Origin of the sequence: Amycolatopsis regifaucium (assembly GCF_001613935.1) — a bacterium.
In the GTDB taxonomy this organism is placed as follows: Bacteria; Actinomycetota; Actinomycetes; order Mycobacteriales; family Pseudonocardiaceae; genus Amycolatopsis; species Amycolatopsis regifaucium.
The window spans coordinates 103,795-121,685 of record NZ_LQCI01000010.1 but is presented as its reverse complement, the minus strand read 5'-3'; the positions used below and the strand labels follow the sequence as shown (position 1 = coordinate 121,685).

23 protein-coding genes are annotated in these 17,891 nt (G+C 69.8%); 11 read left to right on the top strand and 12 right to left on the bottom strand.

Going from position 1 to position 17,891, the window contains the following annotated elements; all coding sequences use genetic code 11:
• Positions 1-28: 28 nt before the first annotated feature.
• The 5 genes from AVL48_RS12930 to AVL48_RS12910 are packed head-to-tail and all read left to right on the top strand — an operon-like array spanning position 29 to position 3,419.
• A complete protein-coding gene (locus tag AVL48_RS12930) occupies positions 29-952 on the top strand; it encodes an NADP-dependent oxidoreductase (RefSeq protein WP_061983212.1) in 924 nt (307 codons plus the stop codon).
• Positions 949-1,509 (top strand): putative glycolipid-binding domain-containing protein, encoded by a 561-nt coding sequence (locus AVL48_RS12925; RefSeq protein ID WP_061983211.1) that lies wholly within the window; start codon positions 949-951, stop codon positions 1,507-1,509. Before AVL48_RS12930 ends, AVL48_RS12925 begins: the two co-directional genes overlap by 4 nt.
• 48 nt (positions 1,510-1,557) lie before the next feature.
• On the top strand, positions 1,558-2,283 hold the full coding sequence (locus AVL48_RS12920) for an ABC transporter ATP-binding protein (protein WP_061983210.1): 726 nt from the start codon (positions 1,558-1,560) through the stop codon (positions 2,281-2,283).
• On the top strand, positions 2,280-3,014 hold the full coding sequence (locus AVL48_RS12915) for an ABC transporter permease (protein ID WP_061983209.1): 735 nt from the start codon (positions 2,280-2,282) through the stop codon (positions 3,012-3,014). Before AVL48_RS12920 ends, AVL48_RS12915 begins: the two co-directional genes overlap by 4 nt.
• 9 nt (positions 3,015-3,023) lie before the next feature.
• Positions 3,024-3,419 carry a PPOX class F420-dependent oxidoreductase gene (locus tag AVL48_RS12910; RefSeq protein ID WP_061983208.1) on the top strand — a complete coding sequence of 132 codons (396 nt, stop codon included), beginning with the start codon at positions 3,024-3,026 and terminating at the stop codon, positions 3,417-3,419.
• Positions 3,420-3,475: 56 nt separating this feature from the next.
• Here the strand turns inward: AVL48_RS12910 and AVL48_RS12905 are convergent, their stop codons facing one another.
• The 3 genes from AVL48_RS12905 to hisH all read right to left on the bottom strand — a co-directional run bounded on the left by AVL48_RS12905 (position 3,476) and on the right by hisH (position 5,274).
• Positions 3,476-3,823 (bottom strand): DUF1330 domain-containing protein, encoded by a 348-nt coding sequence (locus AVL48_RS12905; RefSeq protein WP_061983207.1) that lies wholly within the window; start codon positions 3,821-3,823, stop codon positions 3,476-3,478.
• Between the two features lie 80 nt (positions 3,824-3,903).
• Positions 3,904-4,641 carry a bifunctional 1-(5-phosphoribosyl)-5-((5-phosphoribosylamino)methylideneamino)imidazole-4-carboxamide isomerase/phosphoribosylanthranilate isomerase PriA gene (gene priA / locus AVL48_RS12900; protein WP_061983206.1) on the bottom strand — a complete coding sequence of 246 codons (738 nt, stop codon included), beginning with the start codon at positions 4,639-4,641 and terminating at the stop codon, positions 3,904-3,906.
• 9 nt (positions 4,642-4,650) lie between these two features.
• The gene (gene hisH / locus AVL48_RS12895; protein ID WP_061983205.1) at positions 4,651-5,274 is read right to left on the bottom strand and encodes an imidazole glycerol phosphate synthase subunit HisH; all 624 of its coding nucleotides are present in this window, start codon (positions 5,272-5,274) and stop codon (positions 4,651-4,653) included.
• 135 nt (positions 5,275-5,409) lie between these two features.
• Here hisH and AVL48_RS12890 point away from each other — a divergent pair, with 135 nt between their 5' ends.
• The 3 genes from AVL48_RS12890 (at position 5,410) to AVL48_RS12880 (ending at position 7,544) form a co-directional block, all read left to right on the top strand.
• Positions 5,410-5,589, top strand: a complete 180-nt coding sequence (locus AVL48_RS12890; RefSeq protein WP_061983204.1) for a hypothetical protein — start codon at positions 5,410-5,412, stop codon at positions 5,587-5,589.
• Between the two features lie 71 nt (positions 5,590-5,660).
• On the top strand, positions 5,661-6,833 hold the full coding sequence (locus tag AVL48_RS12885) for an acyl-CoA dehydrogenase family protein (protein ID WP_061983203.1): 1,173 nt from the start codon (positions 5,661-5,663) through the stop codon (positions 6,831-6,833).
• Positions 6,834-6,875: 42 nt separating this feature from the next.
• Positions 6,876-7,544, top strand: a complete 669-nt coding sequence (locus tag AVL48_RS12880; RefSeq protein WP_061983202.1) for an NIPSNAP family protein — start codon at positions 6,876-6,878, stop codon at positions 7,542-7,544.
• On the opposite strand, the gene AVL48_RS12875 is transcribed toward AVL48_RS12880, so the two are convergent.
• From AVL48_RS12875 to AVL48_RS12865, 3 genes are read right to left on the bottom strand one after another with little or no spacing between them, the layout of a single operon-like run.
• Positions 7,530-7,958 (bottom strand): NUDIX hydrolase, encoded by a 429-nt coding sequence (locus AVL48_RS12875; protein WP_061983201.1) that lies wholly within the window; start codon positions 7,956-7,958, stop codon positions 7,530-7,532. The genes AVL48_RS12880 and AVL48_RS12875 overlap by 15 nt on opposite strands.
• Positions 7,959-7,967: 9 nt before the next feature.
• The gene (locus AVL48_RS12870) at positions 7,968-8,858 is read right to left on the bottom strand and encodes a transketolase family protein (protein WP_061983200.1); all 891 of its coding nucleotides are present in this window, start codon (positions 8,856-8,858) and stop codon (positions 7,968-7,970) included.
• A gap of 4 nt (positions 8,859-8,862) precedes the next feature.
• A complete protein-coding gene (locus AVL48_RS12865; protein WP_061983199.1) occupies positions 8,863-9,555 on the bottom strand; it encodes a thiamine pyrophosphate-dependent enzyme in 693 nt (230 codons plus the stop codon).
• A gap of 53 nt (positions 9,556-9,608) precedes the next feature.
• On the opposite strand from AVL48_RS12865, the gene soxR reads away from it, so the two are divergent.
• Positions 9,609-10,070: a redox-sensitive transcriptional activator SoxR gene (gene soxR, locus AVL48_RS12860; protein ID WP_061983198.1), complete on the top strand. Its 462-nt coding sequence runs from the start codon at positions 9,609-9,611 to the stop codon at positions 10,068-10,070.
• 46 nt (positions 10,071-10,116) lie between these two features.
• On the top strand, positions 10,117-10,596 hold the full coding sequence (locus tag AVL48_RS12855) for an RNA 2'-phosphotransferase (protein ID WP_074038081.1): 480 nt from the start codon (positions 10,117-10,119) through the stop codon (positions 10,594-10,596).
• On the opposite strand, the gene AVL48_RS12850 is transcribed toward AVL48_RS12855, so the two are convergent.
• Positions 10,553-11,464, bottom strand: coding sequence for a prenyltransferase/squalene oxidase repeat-containing protein (locus AVL48_RS12850; RefSeq protein ID WP_061983197.1), 912 nt, complete (start codon positions 11,462-11,464; stop codon positions 10,553-10,555). The two genes, AVL48_RS12855 and AVL48_RS12850, sit on opposite strands and share 44 nt — an antisense overlap.
• Positions 11,465-11,510: 46 nt before the next feature.
• Positions 11,511-12,080 carry a TetR/AcrR family transcriptional regulator gene (locus tag AVL48_RS12845; protein ID WP_061983196.1) on the bottom strand — a complete coding sequence of 190 codons (570 nt, stop codon included), beginning with the start codon at positions 12,078-12,080 and terminating at the stop codon, positions 11,511-11,513.
• Positions 12,081-12,240: 160 nt separating this feature from the next.
• Between AVL48_RS12845 and AVL48_RS12840 the strand changes: the two genes are divergently transcribed.
• Complete coding sequence (locus tag AVL48_RS12840; protein ID WP_061983195.1) at positions 12,241-14,415, top strand: MMPL family transporter; 2,175 nt, start codon at positions 12,241-12,243, stop codon at positions 14,413-14,415.
• 159 nt (positions 14,416-14,574) lie between these two features.
• On the opposite strand, the gene AVL48_RS39530 is transcribed toward AVL48_RS12840, so the two are convergent.
• The 4 genes from AVL48_RS39530 to hisD form a co-directional block, all read right to left on the bottom strand.
• The gene (locus AVL48_RS39530; protein WP_167386337.1) at positions 14,575-14,730 is read right to left on the bottom strand and encodes a hypothetical protein; all 156 of its coding nucleotides are present in this window, start codon (positions 14,728-14,730) and stop codon (positions 14,575-14,577) included.
• A gap of 117 nt (positions 14,731-14,847) precedes the next feature.
• A complete protein-coding gene (gene hisB / locus AVL48_RS12835; protein WP_061983194.1) occupies positions 14,848-15,447 on the bottom strand; it encodes an imidazoleglycerol-phosphate dehydratase HisB in 600 nt (199 codons plus the stop codon).
• Positions 15,444-16,544 (bottom strand): histidinol-phosphate transaminase, encoded by a 1,101-nt coding sequence (locus AVL48_RS12830; protein WP_061983193.1) that lies wholly within the window; start codon positions 16,542-16,544, stop codon positions 15,444-15,446. Before AVL48_RS12830 ends, hisB begins: the two co-directional genes overlap by 4 nt.
• Positions 16,541-17,866, bottom strand: coding sequence for a histidinol dehydrogenase (hisD, locus tag AVL48_RS12825; RefSeq protein WP_061983192.1), 1,326 nt, complete (start codon positions 17,864-17,866; stop codon positions 16,541-16,543). Before hisD ends, AVL48_RS12830 begins: the two co-directional genes overlap by 4 nt.
• Between the last annotated feature and the right edge of the window lie 25 nt (positions 17,867-17,891).

The following is a 17,891-nucleotide window of genomic DNA, read 5'->3' as shown; positions in this document are numbered from 1 at the left end:
GCGTGGGCGAGCGGAGGTTGTCGACGGCATGACGGCCACCTACCGCTCCATCGCGTTCACCGAATACGGCGACTCCGGCGTTCTCCGCGTCGTCGAGCGGGAGCTTCCCGAACCCGGCCCCGGCCAGGTCAGGATCGCCGTGCGCGCCGCGGGGGTGAACCCGATCGACTGGAAGATCCGGGCCGGGCTGATGGCCGAGGTGTATCCGACCACCTTTCCCGCGGTCCCCGGTGGGGACGTCGCCGGCGTGGTGGACGCCGTCGGTGAAGACGTGCCCGGGTTCGCCGTCGGCGACGAGGTCCTCGGCAGGGGCATCGGCGGGTACGCGGAGTTCGTGCTCGCGGATCCGGCCGGTCTGACCCACAAGCCGGAGGCGCTGTCCTGGGAGCTGGCCGCCGCGCTGCCCGTCGTCGTCACCACCGCCTATCGCGCGCTCAATCTGCTGGACCTCACCGAGGGCGAGACGCTGCTCATCGACGGCGCGGCGGGCGGTGTCGGCACGATCGCCGTCCAGCTCGCCGTCGCGCGCGGGCTCACCGTCGTCGGCACCGCGAGCGAAGCGAACCACGACTACTTGCGGTCATTGGGCGCCATCCCGGTGCAGTACGGCGAAGGGCTCGAAGAGCGCGTACGCGCTGTCGCGCCGCAGGGCATCGACGCGTCCTTCGACACCTCCGGCCGGGGTTCGCTGGGCACCCTGGTCGAGCTGACCGGTGGTCCGAAACGCGTCGTCACCATCGCCGCGCCGGACGCGTCCGACCACGGCGTCCGCTTCACCTCGGGCGGCCCTGCCGAGCAGGTCCCCGGTGCACTGGCCGAAGGCGTCGCACTCGCCGCCGAAGGCAAGCTCGACCTGCCGATCGCCCGGGTCTACCCGCTCGCCGAGGCGGGCGCGGCCCAGGACGAGAGCGAAGCGGGCCACGTCCGGGGCAAGCTCGTCCTGGTGCCATGAGCCTCCCCGCGGCGGCGAGCTGGCGGCATCAGGATTCCAGAACCGGCCTCGAAGTCGCGTTCTTCACCGAGCACGACGGCGGCTGGCGCATCAACGGCGCCACGACGGCCGTCCAGGGCGGCGAGGCCTGGTTCGTCGAGTACTCGATCGCCGTCGACGCCGCCTGGCACACGAGACGGGCGGAGATCTCCGGCCGGTCGGCCACGGGCAGCAGGCGCACCGTGCTCGAAGCGGACGGTGGCGGGCGATGGCGCGTGGACGGCGTCCCGGATCCACGCCTGGACGGCTGTTTCGACGTGGACCTCGAGTCGTCGTCGATGACGAACACGCTGCCGGTGCACCGGCTCGGCCTCGCCTTGGGCGCGGCCGCGGAGGCGCCTGCCGCGTACGTCCGCGCGGGCGACCTCGCCGTAGAGCGGCTGGAGCAGCGCTACGAACGGATCGGTGACCACGATTTCGCTTACACGGCGCCGGTTTTCGCCTTTTCCTGCGTCCTGCGTTACGACGAGCATCTGCTGGTCGTCGACTACCCGGGTATCGCCGTCCGGCTGCCCTGAACCGCGCCCTCTTGACTCGGGGTTCTCAACGGGCGCAGAATTAAACGCATGGCTAATTCCGCGATCTCCGTGACCGGCCTGCGAATCGTCCGCGGCGGGCGCGAGGTCGTCAGGGACATCGGGTTCGAGACGCCGCGCGGCCGGATCACCGGACTGCTCGGCCCGAGCGGCTGCGGCAAGACGACGCTGATGCGCGCGATCGTCGGCGTACAGATCGTCGCGGGCGGCGAAGTCACCGTGCTCGGCCATCCGGCGGGCAGCGCGCCGCTGCGACGACTGATCGGCTACGCCACCCAGAACCCGGCCATCTACGCCGACCTCACGATCGCGGAAGCCTTGCGCTACTTCGCTTCCGTCCTCTGTGCGCCGGTGTCCGATGTGGACAGAGTGATCGGCGAGGTTGGACTCGCCGACCATGCCGACAAACTGGTCGGCTCGCTGTCGGGCGGCCAGCACAACCGCGCCAACCTCGCCGTCGCGCTGCTCGGCAAACCCGAACTGCTCGTCCTCGACGAACCGACCGTGGGTCTCGATCCCGTGCTCCGCGACGAACTCTGGTCGCTGTTCCGCCGTCTCGCCGACGGCGGGGCGACCCTGCTCGTGTCCAGCCACGTCATGGACGAGGCCGCGCGATGCGACCGCCTGCTGCTCATGCGCGAGGGCCGGATCCTCGCCGACGACACCCCGTCCGGACTGCGCGAGCGCACCGGCACGACCGATCTGGAGCAGGCGTTCCTGCGGCTGGTCCGCGAGACGGAGGTGACCCCGTCGTGAATCCCACGCTGACCTTGGCGACGGCCCGCCGCATCCTCCTGCAGCTGCGGCACGATCCCCGCACCGTCGTGATGCTGGTCGTCGTCCCCTCGCTGTTGATGGTGCTCCTGCGTTTCGTCTTCAACTCCGAGGCGGTGTTCAGCCGCGTCGCCCCGGCGCTGCTCGGGGTCTTCCCGTTCCTGATCATGTTCCTGATCACGTCGATCACCACGCTGCGCGAACGCACCACGGCGACACTGGAACGCCTGATGGCCCTGCCGATCGGCAGGCTGGACCTGCTCTTCGGCTACGCGATCGCGTTCGGCTCCATCGCGATCGTGCAGGTCGGCGTCGCGGCCGGGATCTCGCTCGCCTGGCTGGGTCTCGACATCGCGGGTTCGATCGGGATGCTGCTGCTCATCGCCGTCTTCGACGCCCTGCTCGGGATGGCGCTCGGCCTGTTCGTGAGCGCGTTCGCACGGACGGAGTTCCAGGCGGTGCAGTTCATGCCGCTGTTCGTGCTGCCGCAGCTCCTGCTGTGCGGACTGTTCGTGCCGCGCGGCCAGATGGGCTGGTTGCTGAACCGGCTCTCGGACGTGATGCCGCTTTCGTACGCCGTCGAGGCGCTCACCCGCGTCACCACTTCGGGCACCGCGGACGCCACGCTGATCCGGAACCTGATCGTCGTCGGCGCGTGCGCCCTGGCCGCACTGGTACTCGGCGCGGCGACGCTGCGCCGCCGGACCCCATAAACTCTCCACATGGGATCGGAATTCGAGCGGCTCGCCGCCGAGAAGTACGTCGTCCTGACCACCTTCCGCAAGAACGGCACCCCGGTGCCGACGCCGATCTGGGTGGCGGGCGACGGCGGCGAACTGGTGCTCTGGTCCGAACGGAAGGCAGGGAAGGTCAAGCGCATCCGCAACAGCGGCCGCGTCGAGGTCCAGGCTTGCGACTTCCGCGGTGCCAAGACCCATGGCGCCGTCGTCGCGGGCGAGGCGCGGCTGCTGGACCTCGACGGCACCGAACGCGTGCGCAAGGTGATCGCGCGGAAGTACGGGATCACCGGGCGGGTCACGATGTTCTTCAGCAAGCTGCGTGGCCCGAAGGACCGGACGGTGGGGATCGCGGTCAAACTCGCGGGCGAAAGTACATGATGGCCCCCTTCCTTGCGTCTAGCGCAAGGAAGGGGGCCATCATGTACTTCGAGCGTTCAGGCGGCCTGTGCCGCCCGCATGGCCGCCGCCATCGCGGCCGAGTCGTGGTCCGGTCCGCAGCCGTCGACCAGGATCAGGTCACCCGGGATGTGGTCCGCCCGCAGGTGCAGGATCTCCTGGTACGCGGGCGAGTCGTACCACTCGCGGGCGATCTCGGCACTCGGGAACTCGATCATCACCAGCGCGCCGGGCCATTCGCCTTCGAGGACCTGCACCGCGGCCCCGTGCACGAGGAACTTGCCGCCGAAGGGATCCAACGTGTCCTGGATCCGCTCCAGGTACTCGAAGACCTCTTCCGCCGTCACGGCGGGCGGGCGAAGGTGGGCGATTCCGTAGGCGGTCATGGGTCCTCCCAGGTTTTCGTCGTCCTGGAAGAAATTCTGACCGAACGGCCGCGTGGCGTCGATTACCCGGGAGGTAAGGCTCAGAACTCCGCGACGGCCGCGAGCGCCTCGGGGAGGGTGAACGCCCCCGCGTAGAGCGCCTTGCCGACGATGGAGCCCTCGACACCGTCGCGGGCCAGCGTGGCCAGCGCGCGGAGATCGTCCACACTGGACACGCCGCCGGAGGCGATGACCGGCGCGTCGGTGCGGGCGGCGACCTCGCGGAGCAGGTCGATGTTCGGACCCTGGAGGGTGCCGTCCTTGCTCACGTCGGTGACGACGTAACGCTGCGCGCCGTCGCGGTCGAGCCGGTCGAGGACCTCCCAGAGGTCACCGCCGTCCTGGGTCCAGCCGCGGGCGGACAGCCGGTGCCCGGCCTCGGTGATCCGCACGTCCAGTCCGATGGCGACCCGGTCGCCGAAGGTGGAGACGACCTTCGCGGTCCACTCCGGGTCCTCCAGCGCGGCGGTGCCGAGGTTGACCCGGCGGGCGCCGGTGGCCAGCGCGGCGTCCAGCGAGGCGTCGTCGCGGATGCCGCCGGACAACTCCACCTGGACGTCCAGCTTGCGCACGACCTCGGCGAGCAGCTCGCGGTTGGAGCCCTTGCCGAACGCGGCGTCGAGGTCGACCAGATGGATCCACTCCGCCCCGTCACGCTGCCAGGCGAGCGCCGCCTCCAGCGGACTGCCATAGGAGGTTTCGGTGCCGGCCTCGCCCTGGACGAGTCGGACGGCCTGGCCATCGGCCACATCAACGGCGGGAAGGAGCGTGAAAGTCACGCGCACACTCTAAGCGAGGGTGCCGAGCCAGTTGCGCAGCAGGTGCGCCCCGGCGTCGCCGGACTTCTCCGGGTGGAACTGCGTCGCCCACAGCGGCCCGTTCTCGACGGCGGCGACGAAGTCCTGGCCGTGGTTCGCCCAGGTCACCTTGGGTTGCCTGCCGGCGAGCCCGGAGTCGAGTTCCCAGGTCCGCGCGGCGTAGGAGTGCACGAAATAGAACCGGGTGTCCGCGTCGAGACCCGCGAACAGCTGCGAGTCCTCCGGCGCGCGGACGGTGTTCCAGCCCATGTGGGGCAGGACGTCGGCCTCCAGCCTGTCGACCGTGCCGGGCCACTCACCGGCGCCCGCGGCCTCCTCGCCGTGCTCGACCCCGCGTTCGAACAGGATCTGCATGCCGACGCAGATGCCCAGCACCGGACGGCCGCCGGCGAGGCGCTTGCCGATGATCTTCTCCCCCGAGACCGAGAGCAGGCCCTCCATGCAGGCCGAGAAGGCACCGACCCCGGGAACGACCAGGCCATCGGCTTCGAGCGCGGCATGGGGGTCGGCCGTGACCTCGACATCGGCGCCGGCGCGCTCGACGGCGCGTTCGGCGGACCGGAGATTGCCGGACCCGTAGTCCAGGATCACCACACGAGGATTAGCCACGTGCCCCAGGTTAGCGGACCGGGTTTTCTCCGGATCCCTTGTTTCAACCGCCACTCGTTCGGGTAGTAACCACCCCGAGTGAGAGGCCGGCGCAGGACCGCCTGCACTTCTGGAGGAACGATGCGGGACGCCGACGACCTGACCTGCCTTCTCGACGCCTGGCGCGAGGACATCGAAAGTGTCCCCTTCCCCACCTTCGCGGAGCTGCTGATTCCCGCGCAGAAACAGCGCATCGCCCCCGGCCTGACCGCGACGGCATCGGTTCAGGTGACGAAGACCACCGGATGGTGCGATCGCTGACACCCGACTCCGGTCGTGTGTGTGGTTTTCTTCATGGAGCCACCTACCAGCGAGCCGACCAGGAGTGACGCATGAGCAGCAGCCCGGATCCGCGCGACTTCCTCGATCTCGACGCCGAACTCTCCGCCGAGGACCGCGCCATCCGTGACGCCGTGCGCTCGTACGCGCACGACCAGCTCCTGCCGAAGATCGCCGATTGGTACGAAACGGGCGCGCTGCCCGCCGCCGAACTCGCCAAGGGGTTCGGCGACCTCGGCCTGCTCGGCATGCACCTGGAGGGCTACGGCTGCGCCGGGACCAGCGCCGTCGCCTACGGCATCGCCTGCCGCGAACTGGAGGCCGTCGACTCCGGGCTGCGCAGCTTCGTCTCGGTGCAGGGCTCGCTGGCGATGTACGCGATCCACAAATGGGGTACCGACGAGCACAAGCAGGAGTGGCTGCCGCGGATGGCCGCCGGTGAGGCGCTCGGCTGCTTCGGCCTGACCGAACCGGACGCCGGCAGCGACCCGGGCAGCATGCGGACCCGCGCGGTACGCGACGGCTCGGACTGGGTGCTGAGCGGCACGAAGATGTGGATCACCAACGGCACCGTCGCCGACGTCGCGGTCGTCTGGGCGCAGACCGACGAAGGCGTGCGCGGCTTCGTCGTCCCCACGGACACGCCGGGCTTCACCGCGAACGAGGTCAAGCACAAGCTGTCGCTGCGGGCCTCGCTGACCGCGGAACTCGTGCTCGACGGCGTCCGCCTGCCGGAATCGGCGGCGTTCCCGGAGGTCCGCGGTCTGCGCGGACCGCTGTCGTGCCTGAACGAAGCGCGCTACGGAATCCTGTTCGGCGTCGTCGGCGCCGCGCGTTCCTGCTACGAATCCGCGCTGGAGTACACGCTGAGCCGCGAGCAGTTCGGCAAACCGCTGGCCGGGTTCCAGCTCACCCAGCGCAAGCTCGCGGACCTCGTCGTCGAGGTCAACCGGGCCGGGCTGGTCGCGCTGCGGATCGGGCGGCTCAAGGACGCGGGCACGGTGCACCACAACCACGTCAGCTTCGGCAAGCTCGCCAATGTCCGCTCGGCGCTGGAGGTCGCGAGGACGGCGCGCGCCATGCTCGGCGCCAACGGGATCTCGCTGGAGTACCCGGTGATGCGGCATATGTCGAACCTCGAAACCGTGCTGACCTACGAGGGCACCGAGGAGATGCACGCGCTCTCGCTGGGCCAGTCGGTCACCGGGCTCGCCGCCTTCCGCTGACTCGGTCCGAAACTGTCGGTGCGGGGCTCTAGGGTCCGCCGCATGACCGATTCCGCCGAGTTCCAGTCCGTCGTCGAGCTGCGCCGGTACACCCTGCACCCCGGCCGCCGGGACGAGCTGATCGAGCTTTTCGAGCGCGAGTTCGTGGAAACGCAGGAAACCTGCGGCATGCGCCTGTTCGGTCAGTTCCGCGAGGCGGGCGAACCGGACAAGTTCGTGTGGCTGCGCGGTTTCCGGGACATGGAGACCAGGCGGGCCGCGCTGGAGTCGTTCTACTTCGGGCCGGTGTGGCGCGAGCACGGTCCGGCGGCGAACGAGACGATGATCGACGCTTCCGACGTCCTGCTGTTGCGGCCGTCCGGGCCGGGATTCCCCGCTCCGGACGGCGCACCGGATTCCCGGGTGGTGGTGACGATCTGCCATCCCACCGGGCCGGTGAAGGAATTCTCGGAGTATTTCGCGGACACCGTGGCTCCGGCGCTCCGGGAAGCCGGTGTGGTCACCTTCGGCCACTTCGAGACCGAGCCCGCCGAGAACACCTTCCCTCGCCTTCCCGTACGAGAGAACGAGACGGTGTTCGTCTGGTTCGCCAAGGCAGGCGAAGAACACCGGGAAATTCTCGGCCGGACAGGCGCCGGGCTCGCCGACCGGCTCGAACGCCCTTGGCGGCGGCTGGAGCTCACGCCGACCCCGCGGTCACGCCTGCGCTGAAAGGAGTTCCGCGAGCCCATCCGGATAGAGAATCGCCTTGCCGTTCGCCACGTCGGCCATCGGCAGCCAGTGCACGCGTGCGCCCTCGTCGAGGACGACGCCCACCTCGTCGCGCTCGTAGAACGCCTTGTCGGCCAGTTCGGCGGCGAACAGGAACACGATTTCGTGCCCCGCTCTGCCTTCGTAGGTGAACACGTTCTCCAGTACCGCGATCTGCTCGACCGAGGTCAGTTCCGCCGCGAGTTCCTCCCGCAGCTCGCGGCGGACCGCTTCCGCCGCGGTCTCCCCGAACTCGATCCCGCCCCCGAGCGGGCGATGGTAGGTCTCGCCCTTGGCCCCGTCCCGGCCTTCGAACACCAGGAGATCGTCACCACGGCGGACGACCGCGAGCGCGAGCGGGCGGATGGTGGGCATTCCCCGAAACTAGCGGAGGAATTCCTTGACCGACAGGGCGACGGATCCCGCGTCGAGACCGTGCGCGAGGTCGTGGTCGGCCATTTCGCCGTAGATCCGCACTTCGGCCGCGCGCCGGACGCCGAGCGAGAGCAGCCGGTGCGGCGTCTCGGCCAGCGCGTCGGACACGGTGTGCGCCGACGTTCCCGCGAGGTAGGGCTCGATCAGCACGACGTCGGCCGTACCGGTGGTCTCGACGGCCGAACGCAGCCCGGCGGCGTCGAACGGCCTGACCGTCGACGTGTACAGCACGGTCACGTCGAGATCGGCGGTCGCTTCCAGCGCGCGGTCGAGCATCGGCCCGACGGCCACCACGACACCTCGGCCGCCTTCGCGCAGCGTCTGCAGGCCGGCGCCCAGATGCGGGTTAGCGTTTTCCTGCGCGGAGAGCCGGAGGTAGACGCGCCCGTTGCCCGGAATGGACTCCAGCAGCAAGCGCCGCGCTTCCTCGGGGTGGCCCGGCACGTGCACGGTCCACCCCGGCAGGGTGTCGATGAGGGCGACATCCCCGGGTGCCTGATGTGTCCGCCCGGCGGTCGGCATGTCGTAGGACGCGCCCGAGGACACCAGCACGGCGCCGACGTCCTGGTGGCCGAGGTCCAGTTTGACCTGTTCGAACGCCCGCTCCACGAGGAACGACGAGAAGGTGTGCACGATCGGTCGCATCCCGGCCAGCGCGAGACCGCCGGCGGTGCTCATCATCAGCTGTTCGCGGATACCGACGTTGAGCACGCGGTCCGGATGTTTTCGCGCGGCGAAGGCGAGTTGCGCGGCGGAGATGTCGGCCAGTACGACGGCGACGTTCGAATCTGTGTCGAGCACCTCGGCGGCGGCGTCGAGGAACGTCTCACGCATGTTCACGGTTTCAGCCCTTTCGCTCGACGGTCGCGACCACGGCGAGCGGCCGGTCCGGATGGGGGGTGGTGAAGGCTTCATAGAGCGCTTCGTGATCCCGGCCGTCGACGGTGCGGACCGCCCAGCCCTCGACCTCGAACCGCCGTCCGATTCCGCCCGGCCAGCCGTGGGTGGCCGAGGAGTTGTCGATGACGACGGTGGTCAGCTGCGGCATGCCGATCCGGCCCGCCACCGCGATGGCCTCGGAGTTGGAACCTTCGTCGAGTTCCGCGTCGCCGATGAGCGTGACGACCTTGGCCTCGCGGAATCCCTTGGCGCGCAAGCCGAACACGGTGCCGATGGCCAGCGGGAGACCGTGGCCGAGCGAGCCGCTGGAGATCTCGGCGCCCGGCAGCCGCGCGCGGTCGGGATGGTGCCCGAGCCGGGATTCCGCCGACGTCCAATCGGCGAGTTCGTCCTCCTCGATGAAGCCCTTCTTCGCCAGCACCGCGTAGTAGGCCATCGGGCCGTGGCCCTTGGACAGCAGGAAGCGGTCACGGCCCGGCTCACGGAAGTTCTCCGGCGTGATGTCGAGCACGCGATCGTAGAGCACCCACAGGACGTCCACAGTGGACTCGGCGGCGGCCTGGTGTTTTTCGTCCCCGGTCATCAGCGAGATCAGCCTCGGCAGGTCCTCGTAGCCGGTTTTCGTGTCGGTGGTCATGGCATCGAGCGTGCAACCTCGACTTAAGTCGAAGTCAAGGCTAGCCTGGCGACGTGACGAGACTGGCTGAACACCTGAGCATCGGGCAGGTCGCCGACCGCAGCGGCGTGCCCCACACCGCTTTGCGCTTCTACGAGGACAAAGGGCTGATCAGCTCGGAGCGCTCGGCGGGCAACCAGCGGCGGTATCCGCGTTCGGTGCTGCGCCGGATCGCCTTCATCCGGGCCGCGCAACGGGTCGGGCTCAGCCTCGACGACATCAGCTCGGCACTGGACACCTTACCCAAGGACCACGCCCCCACGAAGGCGGACTGGGCACGGCTTTCCCGCGGCTGGCAGGACGAATTGGACGCGCGGATCGACGCACTGCAACGACTGCGGGACAGGCTGACCGGCTGCGTCGGCTGCGGTTGCCTGTCCCTGCGCAGCTGCGGGCTGTACAACGCCGACGACCAGATGTCCCGGTTCGGCCCCGGCGCGGGCAAACTGCGCCCGGCTTCCGAGGGCGGCATCTGAATTGCCGTTGCCACGCCGGTGCCGGATATGCGTCACTGGACGCGTAATGGACAAGAAACACCTCATCCGAGCCTCGAAACGGCTCTCCCGGCACCTGCGGCACGCACCCGGTGACATCGGCATCACCCTCACCTCCGACGGCTGGGTCGAAGTCGAGACCCTCTTGGCCGCCTTGGCCCGGCACGGAACGCGGCTCAGCCGTGCCCAGCTCGACGAAGTGGTGGAGGGCAACGACAAACGACGCTTCGCCTCCGACGAAAGCGGGCTGCGGATCCGCGTCGGCCAAGGGCACAGCGTCGACGTCGACCTCGAACTGCCCGCCGCCACCCCACCCGATGTCCTCTATCACGGGACGGTGTCGCGGTTCCTCGACGCGATCCTGCGTGAAGGCCTCCGGCCGATGAAGCGGCACGCCGTGCACCTTTCGGCGACCACGGAGACCGCGCGGGCCGTCGGAGCCCGGCGCGGGGTCCCGGTCCTGCTCACCGCCGCGGTCCCGCCGGAGTTCCTCCGCCGTCTCCCGTGAGTACGCCGTTGGCGCGCAGGAGCCCCAACATGCCCACGGTGAACATCCCGTTCCACTCCAGCGTGGCCGCGGGCGAATAGCTGGCGTAGTCCACCCGCCAACCGCCGTCTTCGCGCTGCCCGCCCGCGATCCGCCGGAGATCGGCCTCGACGACCTCGGGATCGAAGAGCTTCCGGGCCGGGCCACCGGGTTCGGGGGCGAAGTCGAGCGGGCGCATGGCTTCACCCTCGATCCCGCCGCCGACCGCGACCACGCCGTCGTCCGGGACGAACCGGCCGAGTTTCTCGACCAGGCGGGTGTCGCCGAGCGCGTCCACCAGTTTCATCGCGAAAGCGAGGACGAGCGCGTGCGGTGCCTCGTCGATCTTCTCGATCTCGTCGAGGCAATAGCGGGTGGCCTTCGTCAGCCAGGGATGGGCAGCGACCGCGGGGTCGTGCGCGGCGACCCGGTGCGCGGCGACCGCGACGATCGCGGTGATCTGAAGCGAAGAGACCGACGCATCCGCGCCCGCCCAGAACGGCGCGCTGCCGAACGGATCCGGCATCGGCAGGGCGAAGGGGACGCCGCCGTCCGGCAGAGAGACCGAGTCGAGCCAGTCGCAGAGTTCGGCCGCCCGCGGGCTGGTCACCGGGCCGATGTCGGCGAAGACCTCGAAGGCGTGCAGTGCTCCCCCGGGCTGACTGGTGACCGAACGGCAGTCCGGTTCGAGGCCGTGCCCGTAGCCGCCGTCGGGATTGCGGTAACCCTCCAGTGCGGCGAGGGCGGCCGCCGGGTCGCCGTCGCGGAAGAGGACCTCGAACCGCCGCCGGTCGAGCAACCTGGCCTGGGTGGCCATGAAGGTGGCGGCCCCGTTCAAATCGATGCGCATACCGCCAGGGTCGCGCGCATCGCGGCGCCTGTCTTGAACACATCGGTCAGGTGCGGCGGCGGGGGCGGTTGTAGAGCTTGCGGCCGACGCTGAGGAGCGTTTCGCGCAGCGTCTCGTCGTCGAGCGAGGCGACCTCGGGCGAGCCGCCGGCGAGGGCGATCCCGGCCAGGAGCACCTGCGCGGTGACCATCCCCAGCACGTCCGGCTCCGGTCCGGCGAGAATCTCCAGCAGCCGGTTCTTGAAGCTTTCCGAGCGGTGGACGGATTTTTCGACCGCCCGCGCGATGCCGGGGTCGCTGGAGAACAGGGCGACCAGTGCCCGATGCCGCACCACGAGGTCGACGAAGCCGTCCAGCAGATGGTCGATCTGCGCGCCGCGGCTGCGCTGGGCGCGGGCGTCGTCGACGATGCCCTCCAGCTCGCGCAGCACCGGCTCGGCGACGGATTCGGTGATTTCCGCCTTCGTCTTGAAGTGGTAATAGACGGCCGCCTTGGTGACCCCCAGCGCGTCCGCGATCATCTGCAGCGAGGTGCCTTCCACGCCGTGTTCGCTGAACAGCCGCAACGCCGTGCTCAGCAGTCGCGTGCGGGTGTCCTCCGCCCGGACGACGTCCATGATCCCTCCTCGTTCAGCCGTCGGAGGTTACGTCAAGCCCAGCCGTCCGGCCAAACCAGTACTAGCCGTGCGGCTAGTCACATACTTGCCGATCGGCTTGTTGCGCCCTAGCCGATCGGCTAGCTTGAAGTGAACCTGATCGAGTGAACGGGAGACTCTTGTGGCCAGCTTCCTGTACCGCCTCGGCCGGTTCTCGTTCCGGCGCCGGGTACTGGTGACGGCGGTCTGGGCCGCCGTCCTGGTCGCCCTCGGCGCGGGCGCGCTGACCCTGTCCGGCCAGCTTTCGAACTCGGTGACCATCCCCGGGACCGAATCCCAGCGGGCGATCGACCAGCTCGCGGACCGCTTCCCCGAGGCGGCGGCCGGTGGCGCGACCGCGCGCGTGGTCATCTCGACGCCCGGCGACATCACCGACGCCGGCGGACAGGCGACGATCGCGGGCTTGGTCACCGGCCTCCAAAACGCGCCGAAGGTCGCCGGAGTGGTCAACCCCCTGCAGGCCCAGGCCGTTTCGCCGGACAAGCACGTCGCATTGGCCCAGGTCAGCTACCGCGTGCCCGGCTTCGAACTCACCGACGCCGACCGCGAGGGCCTGATGGCCGCCGCGGGCCCCGCCAAGGCCGCCGGGTACACCGTGGAATTCGGCGGTGACGCCGTCCAGGCGATGCCCGCCACGAACGCCACCGAAGGCATCGGTGTCGCCGTCGCCGCCGTCGTCCTGATCATCACCTTCGGTTCGCTGCTCGCGGCCGGGATCCCGCTGCTGACCGCGCTCATCGGCGTCGGCATCGGCATGGCGGGCATCACGACGGCGTCCGGCTTCCTCGAGCTGAACACGAACACGCCCGTCCTGGCGCTGATGATCGGCCTCGCCGTCGGCATCGACTACGCGCTCTTCATCGTTTCCCGCTACCGGCACGAACTCGAGGTCGGCCGCGACCCGGAAGAAGCGGCGGGACGTGCCACCGGCACGGCGGGCTCCGCCGTCGTGTTCGCCGGGCTGACCGTGATCATCGCGCTCGCCGGACTCACCGTCGTCGGCATCCCGTTCCTCGGCGAGATGGGCGTCGCCGCGGCGATCACCGTCGCCATCGCCGTCGTCATCGCGCTCACCCTGCTTCCCGCCATCTTCGGGTTCGCGGGCGGCAAGCTGCGGGGCGGCAAGATCCGCCTGCGCCGCAAGGAAGGCGCGACGACACATGGCGAGCGCTGGGCGCGGTTCGTGGCCCGCCACCGGATCCCGGTGCTGATCGCCGCGATCGCCGGACTCGCGGTCGTCGCCGTCCCGGCCGCGAGCATGCAGCTCGGCCTGCCGAACGACAGCACCGCCGCGCCGGACACCACCCAGCGCAAGGCCTACGACACCGTCGCCCGCAGCTTCGGCGAAGGCGCCAACGGGCCGTTGGTGATCGTCGTCGACCTCGCGGGCAGCAAGGACCGGCAAGCCGCGCTTCAACAGGCCGCCGCCGGGATCGGCGGACTGCCGGAGCGTCCGATCCTCACACCGCCGAAGACCAACCGGGACGGCGACCTCGCGCTGCTGACCGTCATCCCGAAGAGTGGCCCGAGCAGTACCGCGACCGAAGACCTCGTCAGCGACATCCGCGGCCTGAACGCGGGGCTGGGCACGGCCACCGGCGCCTCGCTGGCGGTGACCGGGCAGACCGCGGCCAACATCGACGTCTCCGAGAAGCTCGCGGACGCGATGCTGCCGTACCTCGCGCTGATCGTCGGGCTCGCGTTCCTGTTGCTGATGCTGGTGTTCCGGTCGGTCGTGGTCCCGCTGAAGGCGACACTGGGCTTCCTCGGCTCCGTGGTCGCGACGTTCGGTGCCGTGGTCGCGGTGTTCCAGTGGGGCTGGCTCACCGACCTGCTCGGGGTGAAGACGACCGGGCCGATCATGAGCATGCTGCCGATCCTGCTGATCGGCGTGCTGTTCGGGCTCGCGATGGACTACCAGGTGTTCCTGGTGACACGGATGCGTGAGGAGTACGTCCACGGCGCCGACCCGCAGCAGGCGATGGTCACCGGCTTCCGGCACGGGTCCCGCGTCGTGGTCGCCGCCGCGCTGATCATGATCAGCGTGTTCGCCGGCTTCGTCCTCGCCGAGTCCTCGCTGATCCAGTCGATCGGATTCGCGCTGGCCTTCGGCGTGCTGGTGGACGCGTTCGTGATCCGGATGACCATCGTGCCGGCACTGATGTCGCTGCTCGGCCGCGGTGCCTGGTGGCTGCCGAAGTGGCTCGACCGGGTGCTGCCCGACGTCGACGTCGAAGGCGAGAAGCTCACGAAGCAGCTCGACAGCCGTGACGAGCGCGAGCTGGTACGGAGCTGACGGACGGGAGCCTTTCCCCGCTGCCCCATGGGGAAAGGCTCCCGTGCTTCACAGATCCGCTTCGGTACGGCCGAGAACCAGCCGGTCGAACAGCGCGCCCCCGCCGTTGGACCGGAGGCCCACCGCTTGGATCACCGGCGGTTTGCCCGGACTCGTGTCTTAGGCCAGCCAGGCGATGGCGCCGCCGATCGCCAGGAGCGCGCCGATGCCCAGGATGACGGCCAGGAACTTGACGCTCTTCCAGGTCGCGTAGACGCCGCCGATCAGGAAGCCGCCGAGCGCGAACAACAGCACGGCGATGGTCGAGTTACTCACGCCGGTCACCCTGCCACACGGCCGCGCCCGCCCGGCCCCCGGGTACCGCCGCGTTTCGTCCTCTGAACGCGGTAGTTGCACACGCAAGAACCGCACTTAGAGGACGAAACGCGTGGGTCAGAGGACGCCCTTCGTGGACGGGATGCCGCCCGCGCGCGGGTCCGGCTCGGTGGCGGCACGCAGAGCGCGCGCCACGGCCTTGTACTCGGCTTCGGCGATGTGGTGCGGGTCGCGGCCGTGCAGGACACGCACGTGCAACGCGATCTGCGCGTGAAACGACAGCGAGTCGAACACGTGCCGCGTCAGCACGAACGGGTAGTTCCCGCCGATGGTGAAGCCGTTGAACTGCTCCGGCTCGCCGAGGTGCACGCAGTACGGGCGCCCGGAGACGTCGATCGCGGCGTGCGCGAGGGTTTCGTCCATCGGGATCCAGGCGTCGCCGAACCGGCGGATGCCGCTCTTGTCACCCAGTGCCTGCCGCAGCGCCTGGCCGAGCACGATCGCGGTGTCCTCGACGGTGTGGTGCGCGTCGATGTGCACGTCACCGGTCGCCTGCACCTTCAGGTCGAGCGAGCCGTGCACCCCGAACGCGGTGAGCATGTGGTCGTAGAACGGGACACCGGTGTCGATCTCCACCTGGCCCGTGCCGTCCAGGTCGAGCTGGACCGAAATGGACGATTCCTTGGTGGTGCGGTCCACCTTGCCGACGCGACTCATCGCGGCACCTCCTTGCTGGCCTCGAGAAAGGCGTCGTTCTCTTCCGGCGTACCGATGGTCACCCGCAGATGTCCTTCGATGCCGACGTCCCTGATCAGCACACCGTTGTCCAAATAGGACTTCCAGGTCGCGGGCGCGTCCGCGAAGCGTCCGAAGAGGACGAAGTTCGCGTCGCTCGGGACCGGCGTGAACCCCAAGCCCAGCAACGATTCCACCACGCGGTCGCGTTCGGCCGCGAGTTTGGCGACCGAGGCGAGGGTGGCGTCCGCGTGCCGCAGGGCCGCGCGTGCCGCGGCCTGCGTGAGCTTCGAGAGGTGGTACGGCAAGCGCACCAGCTGCAAAGCGTCGACGATCGCCGGCGCCGCCGCGAGATAACCGAGCCGTCCGCCCGCGAAGGCGAACGCCTTGCTCATCGTGCGCGACACGATCAGCTTCGCGGGATACTCCTCGAGCAGCTCGATGGCACTCGGCTGCGACGAGAACTCCGCGTACGCCTCGTCGACCACGACGATCCCCGGTGCGGCTTCGAGCAGGCCGCGCAGCTCGCCGAACGGGATCGACCCGCCCGTCGGGTTGTTCGGGCTGGTCACGAAGACGATGTCCGGACGGCGTTCGCGCACCAGCGCGGCCGCCTTCTCGGTGTCGAGGGTGAAATCGTCGCGGCGCGGCACCGGCAGCCAGTCGGTGCGGGTGCCGGCCGAGATGATCGGGTGCATCGAGTACGACGGCTCGAAACCCAGCGCCGACCGTCCGGGGCCGCCGAACGCCTGCAGGATCTGCTGCAGGATCTCGTTGGACCCGTTGGCGGCCCACACATTCGACTCCGAAAGCAGCACGCGGGTGGAGACCGCGAGGTAGTCCGCGAGGTCCTGCCGGAGCGCGACGGCGTCGCGATCGGGGTAGCGGTGCAGTGAAGCGGCCTCGGCGCGGACGGCCTCGGCGACGTCCGCCACCAGCGCGTCCGGCGGCGGGTACGGGTTTTCGTTGGTGTTGAGCCGGATCGGCACGTCCAGCTGCGGCGCGCCGTACGGGGTCTTGCCCCGCAGGTCCTCGCGCAACGGGAGCGAGTCGAGCGTGATCTCCTCGCCGATGGTCATGCCCGCTCTCCCTCGAATCGCGCCGTGATGGCCTCGCCGTGCGCGGGCAGGTCCTCGGCGTTCGCCAGCGCGACGACGCGGCCCGCGATCTCACGCAGCGCGTCCTGGCTGTAGTCGACGACGTGCACACCCTTGAGGAAGCTCTGCACCGAAAGCCCGGACGAGTGCCGCGCGAACCCGCCGGTGGGCAGGACGTGATTCGACCCGGCGCAGTAGTCGCCGAGCGAGACCGGCGCGTAGGCCCCGACGAAGATCGCGCCCGCGTTGCGCACGCGAGCGGCGACCTCCCGCGCGTTCGCGGTCTGGATCTCCAGGTGCTCGGCCGCGTAGGCGTCCACGACGCGGATACCGTCGTCCACCCCCGCCACCAGGATGATGCCGGACTGCTTGCCGCTCAACGCCTCCGTCACCCGCTCGGCGTGCTTGGTCGCGGCGACACGCCCGGCCAGTTCCTTGTCGACCGCGTCCGCGAGTTCCTCGGACGTGGTGACCAGCACGCTCGCGGCGAGCGGATCGTGCTCGGCCTGGCTGATCAGGTCGGCGGCGACGTGCACCGGATGGGCGGTCTCGTCGGCGAGGATCGCGATCTCGGTCGGCCCCGCCTCGGAGTCGATGCCGATGATCCCGCGCAGCAGCCGCTTGGCCGCGGTGAGGTAGATGTTGCCGGGACCGGTGACGATGTCGACCGGCTCCAGCGTCGTGCCGTCGGTGTCGGTACCGCCGTAGGCCAGCAGCGCGACGGCCTGCGCCCCGCCGACGGCCCACACCTCGTCGACACCCAGCAGCTCCGCGGCCGCGAGGATCGTCGGGTGCGGCAGCCCGCCGAACGCGGCCTGCGGCGGCGAGCACAGCACCAGCGTGCCGACACCGGCGATCTGCGCCGGGACGACGTTCATCACCACGGTCGAGGGGTACACCGCGAGCCCGCCCGGCGCGTACAGCCCGACGCGCTCGACCGGGATCCAGCGCTCGGTGACGGTGCCGCCGTCGACGACGTCGGTCGTGACGTCCTGACGGCGCTGATCGCCGTGGACCTTCCTGGCGCGGACGATGGACTCCTCCAGCGCCTCACGGACGACCGGATCCAGGTTCTCCAGCGCGCGGGTGAGTTCCGCGGAGGCGACGCGCACACCGCCGGGGCGGACCTTGTCGAACTTCTCCGTGTATTCGAGCACCGCGTCGACGCCGCGGTCGCGGACGGCCTCGACCACCGGCCGTACGTGATGCAGCGCCGCGTCCACGTCGTACTCGGCACGCGGGAGCGTGCTCCTGAGTTCGGCCACAGACGGGAGGTGTCCACGCAGGTCGGTACGGTTCAGCATGGCTCAAGGGTACGAGGTGGCCGGA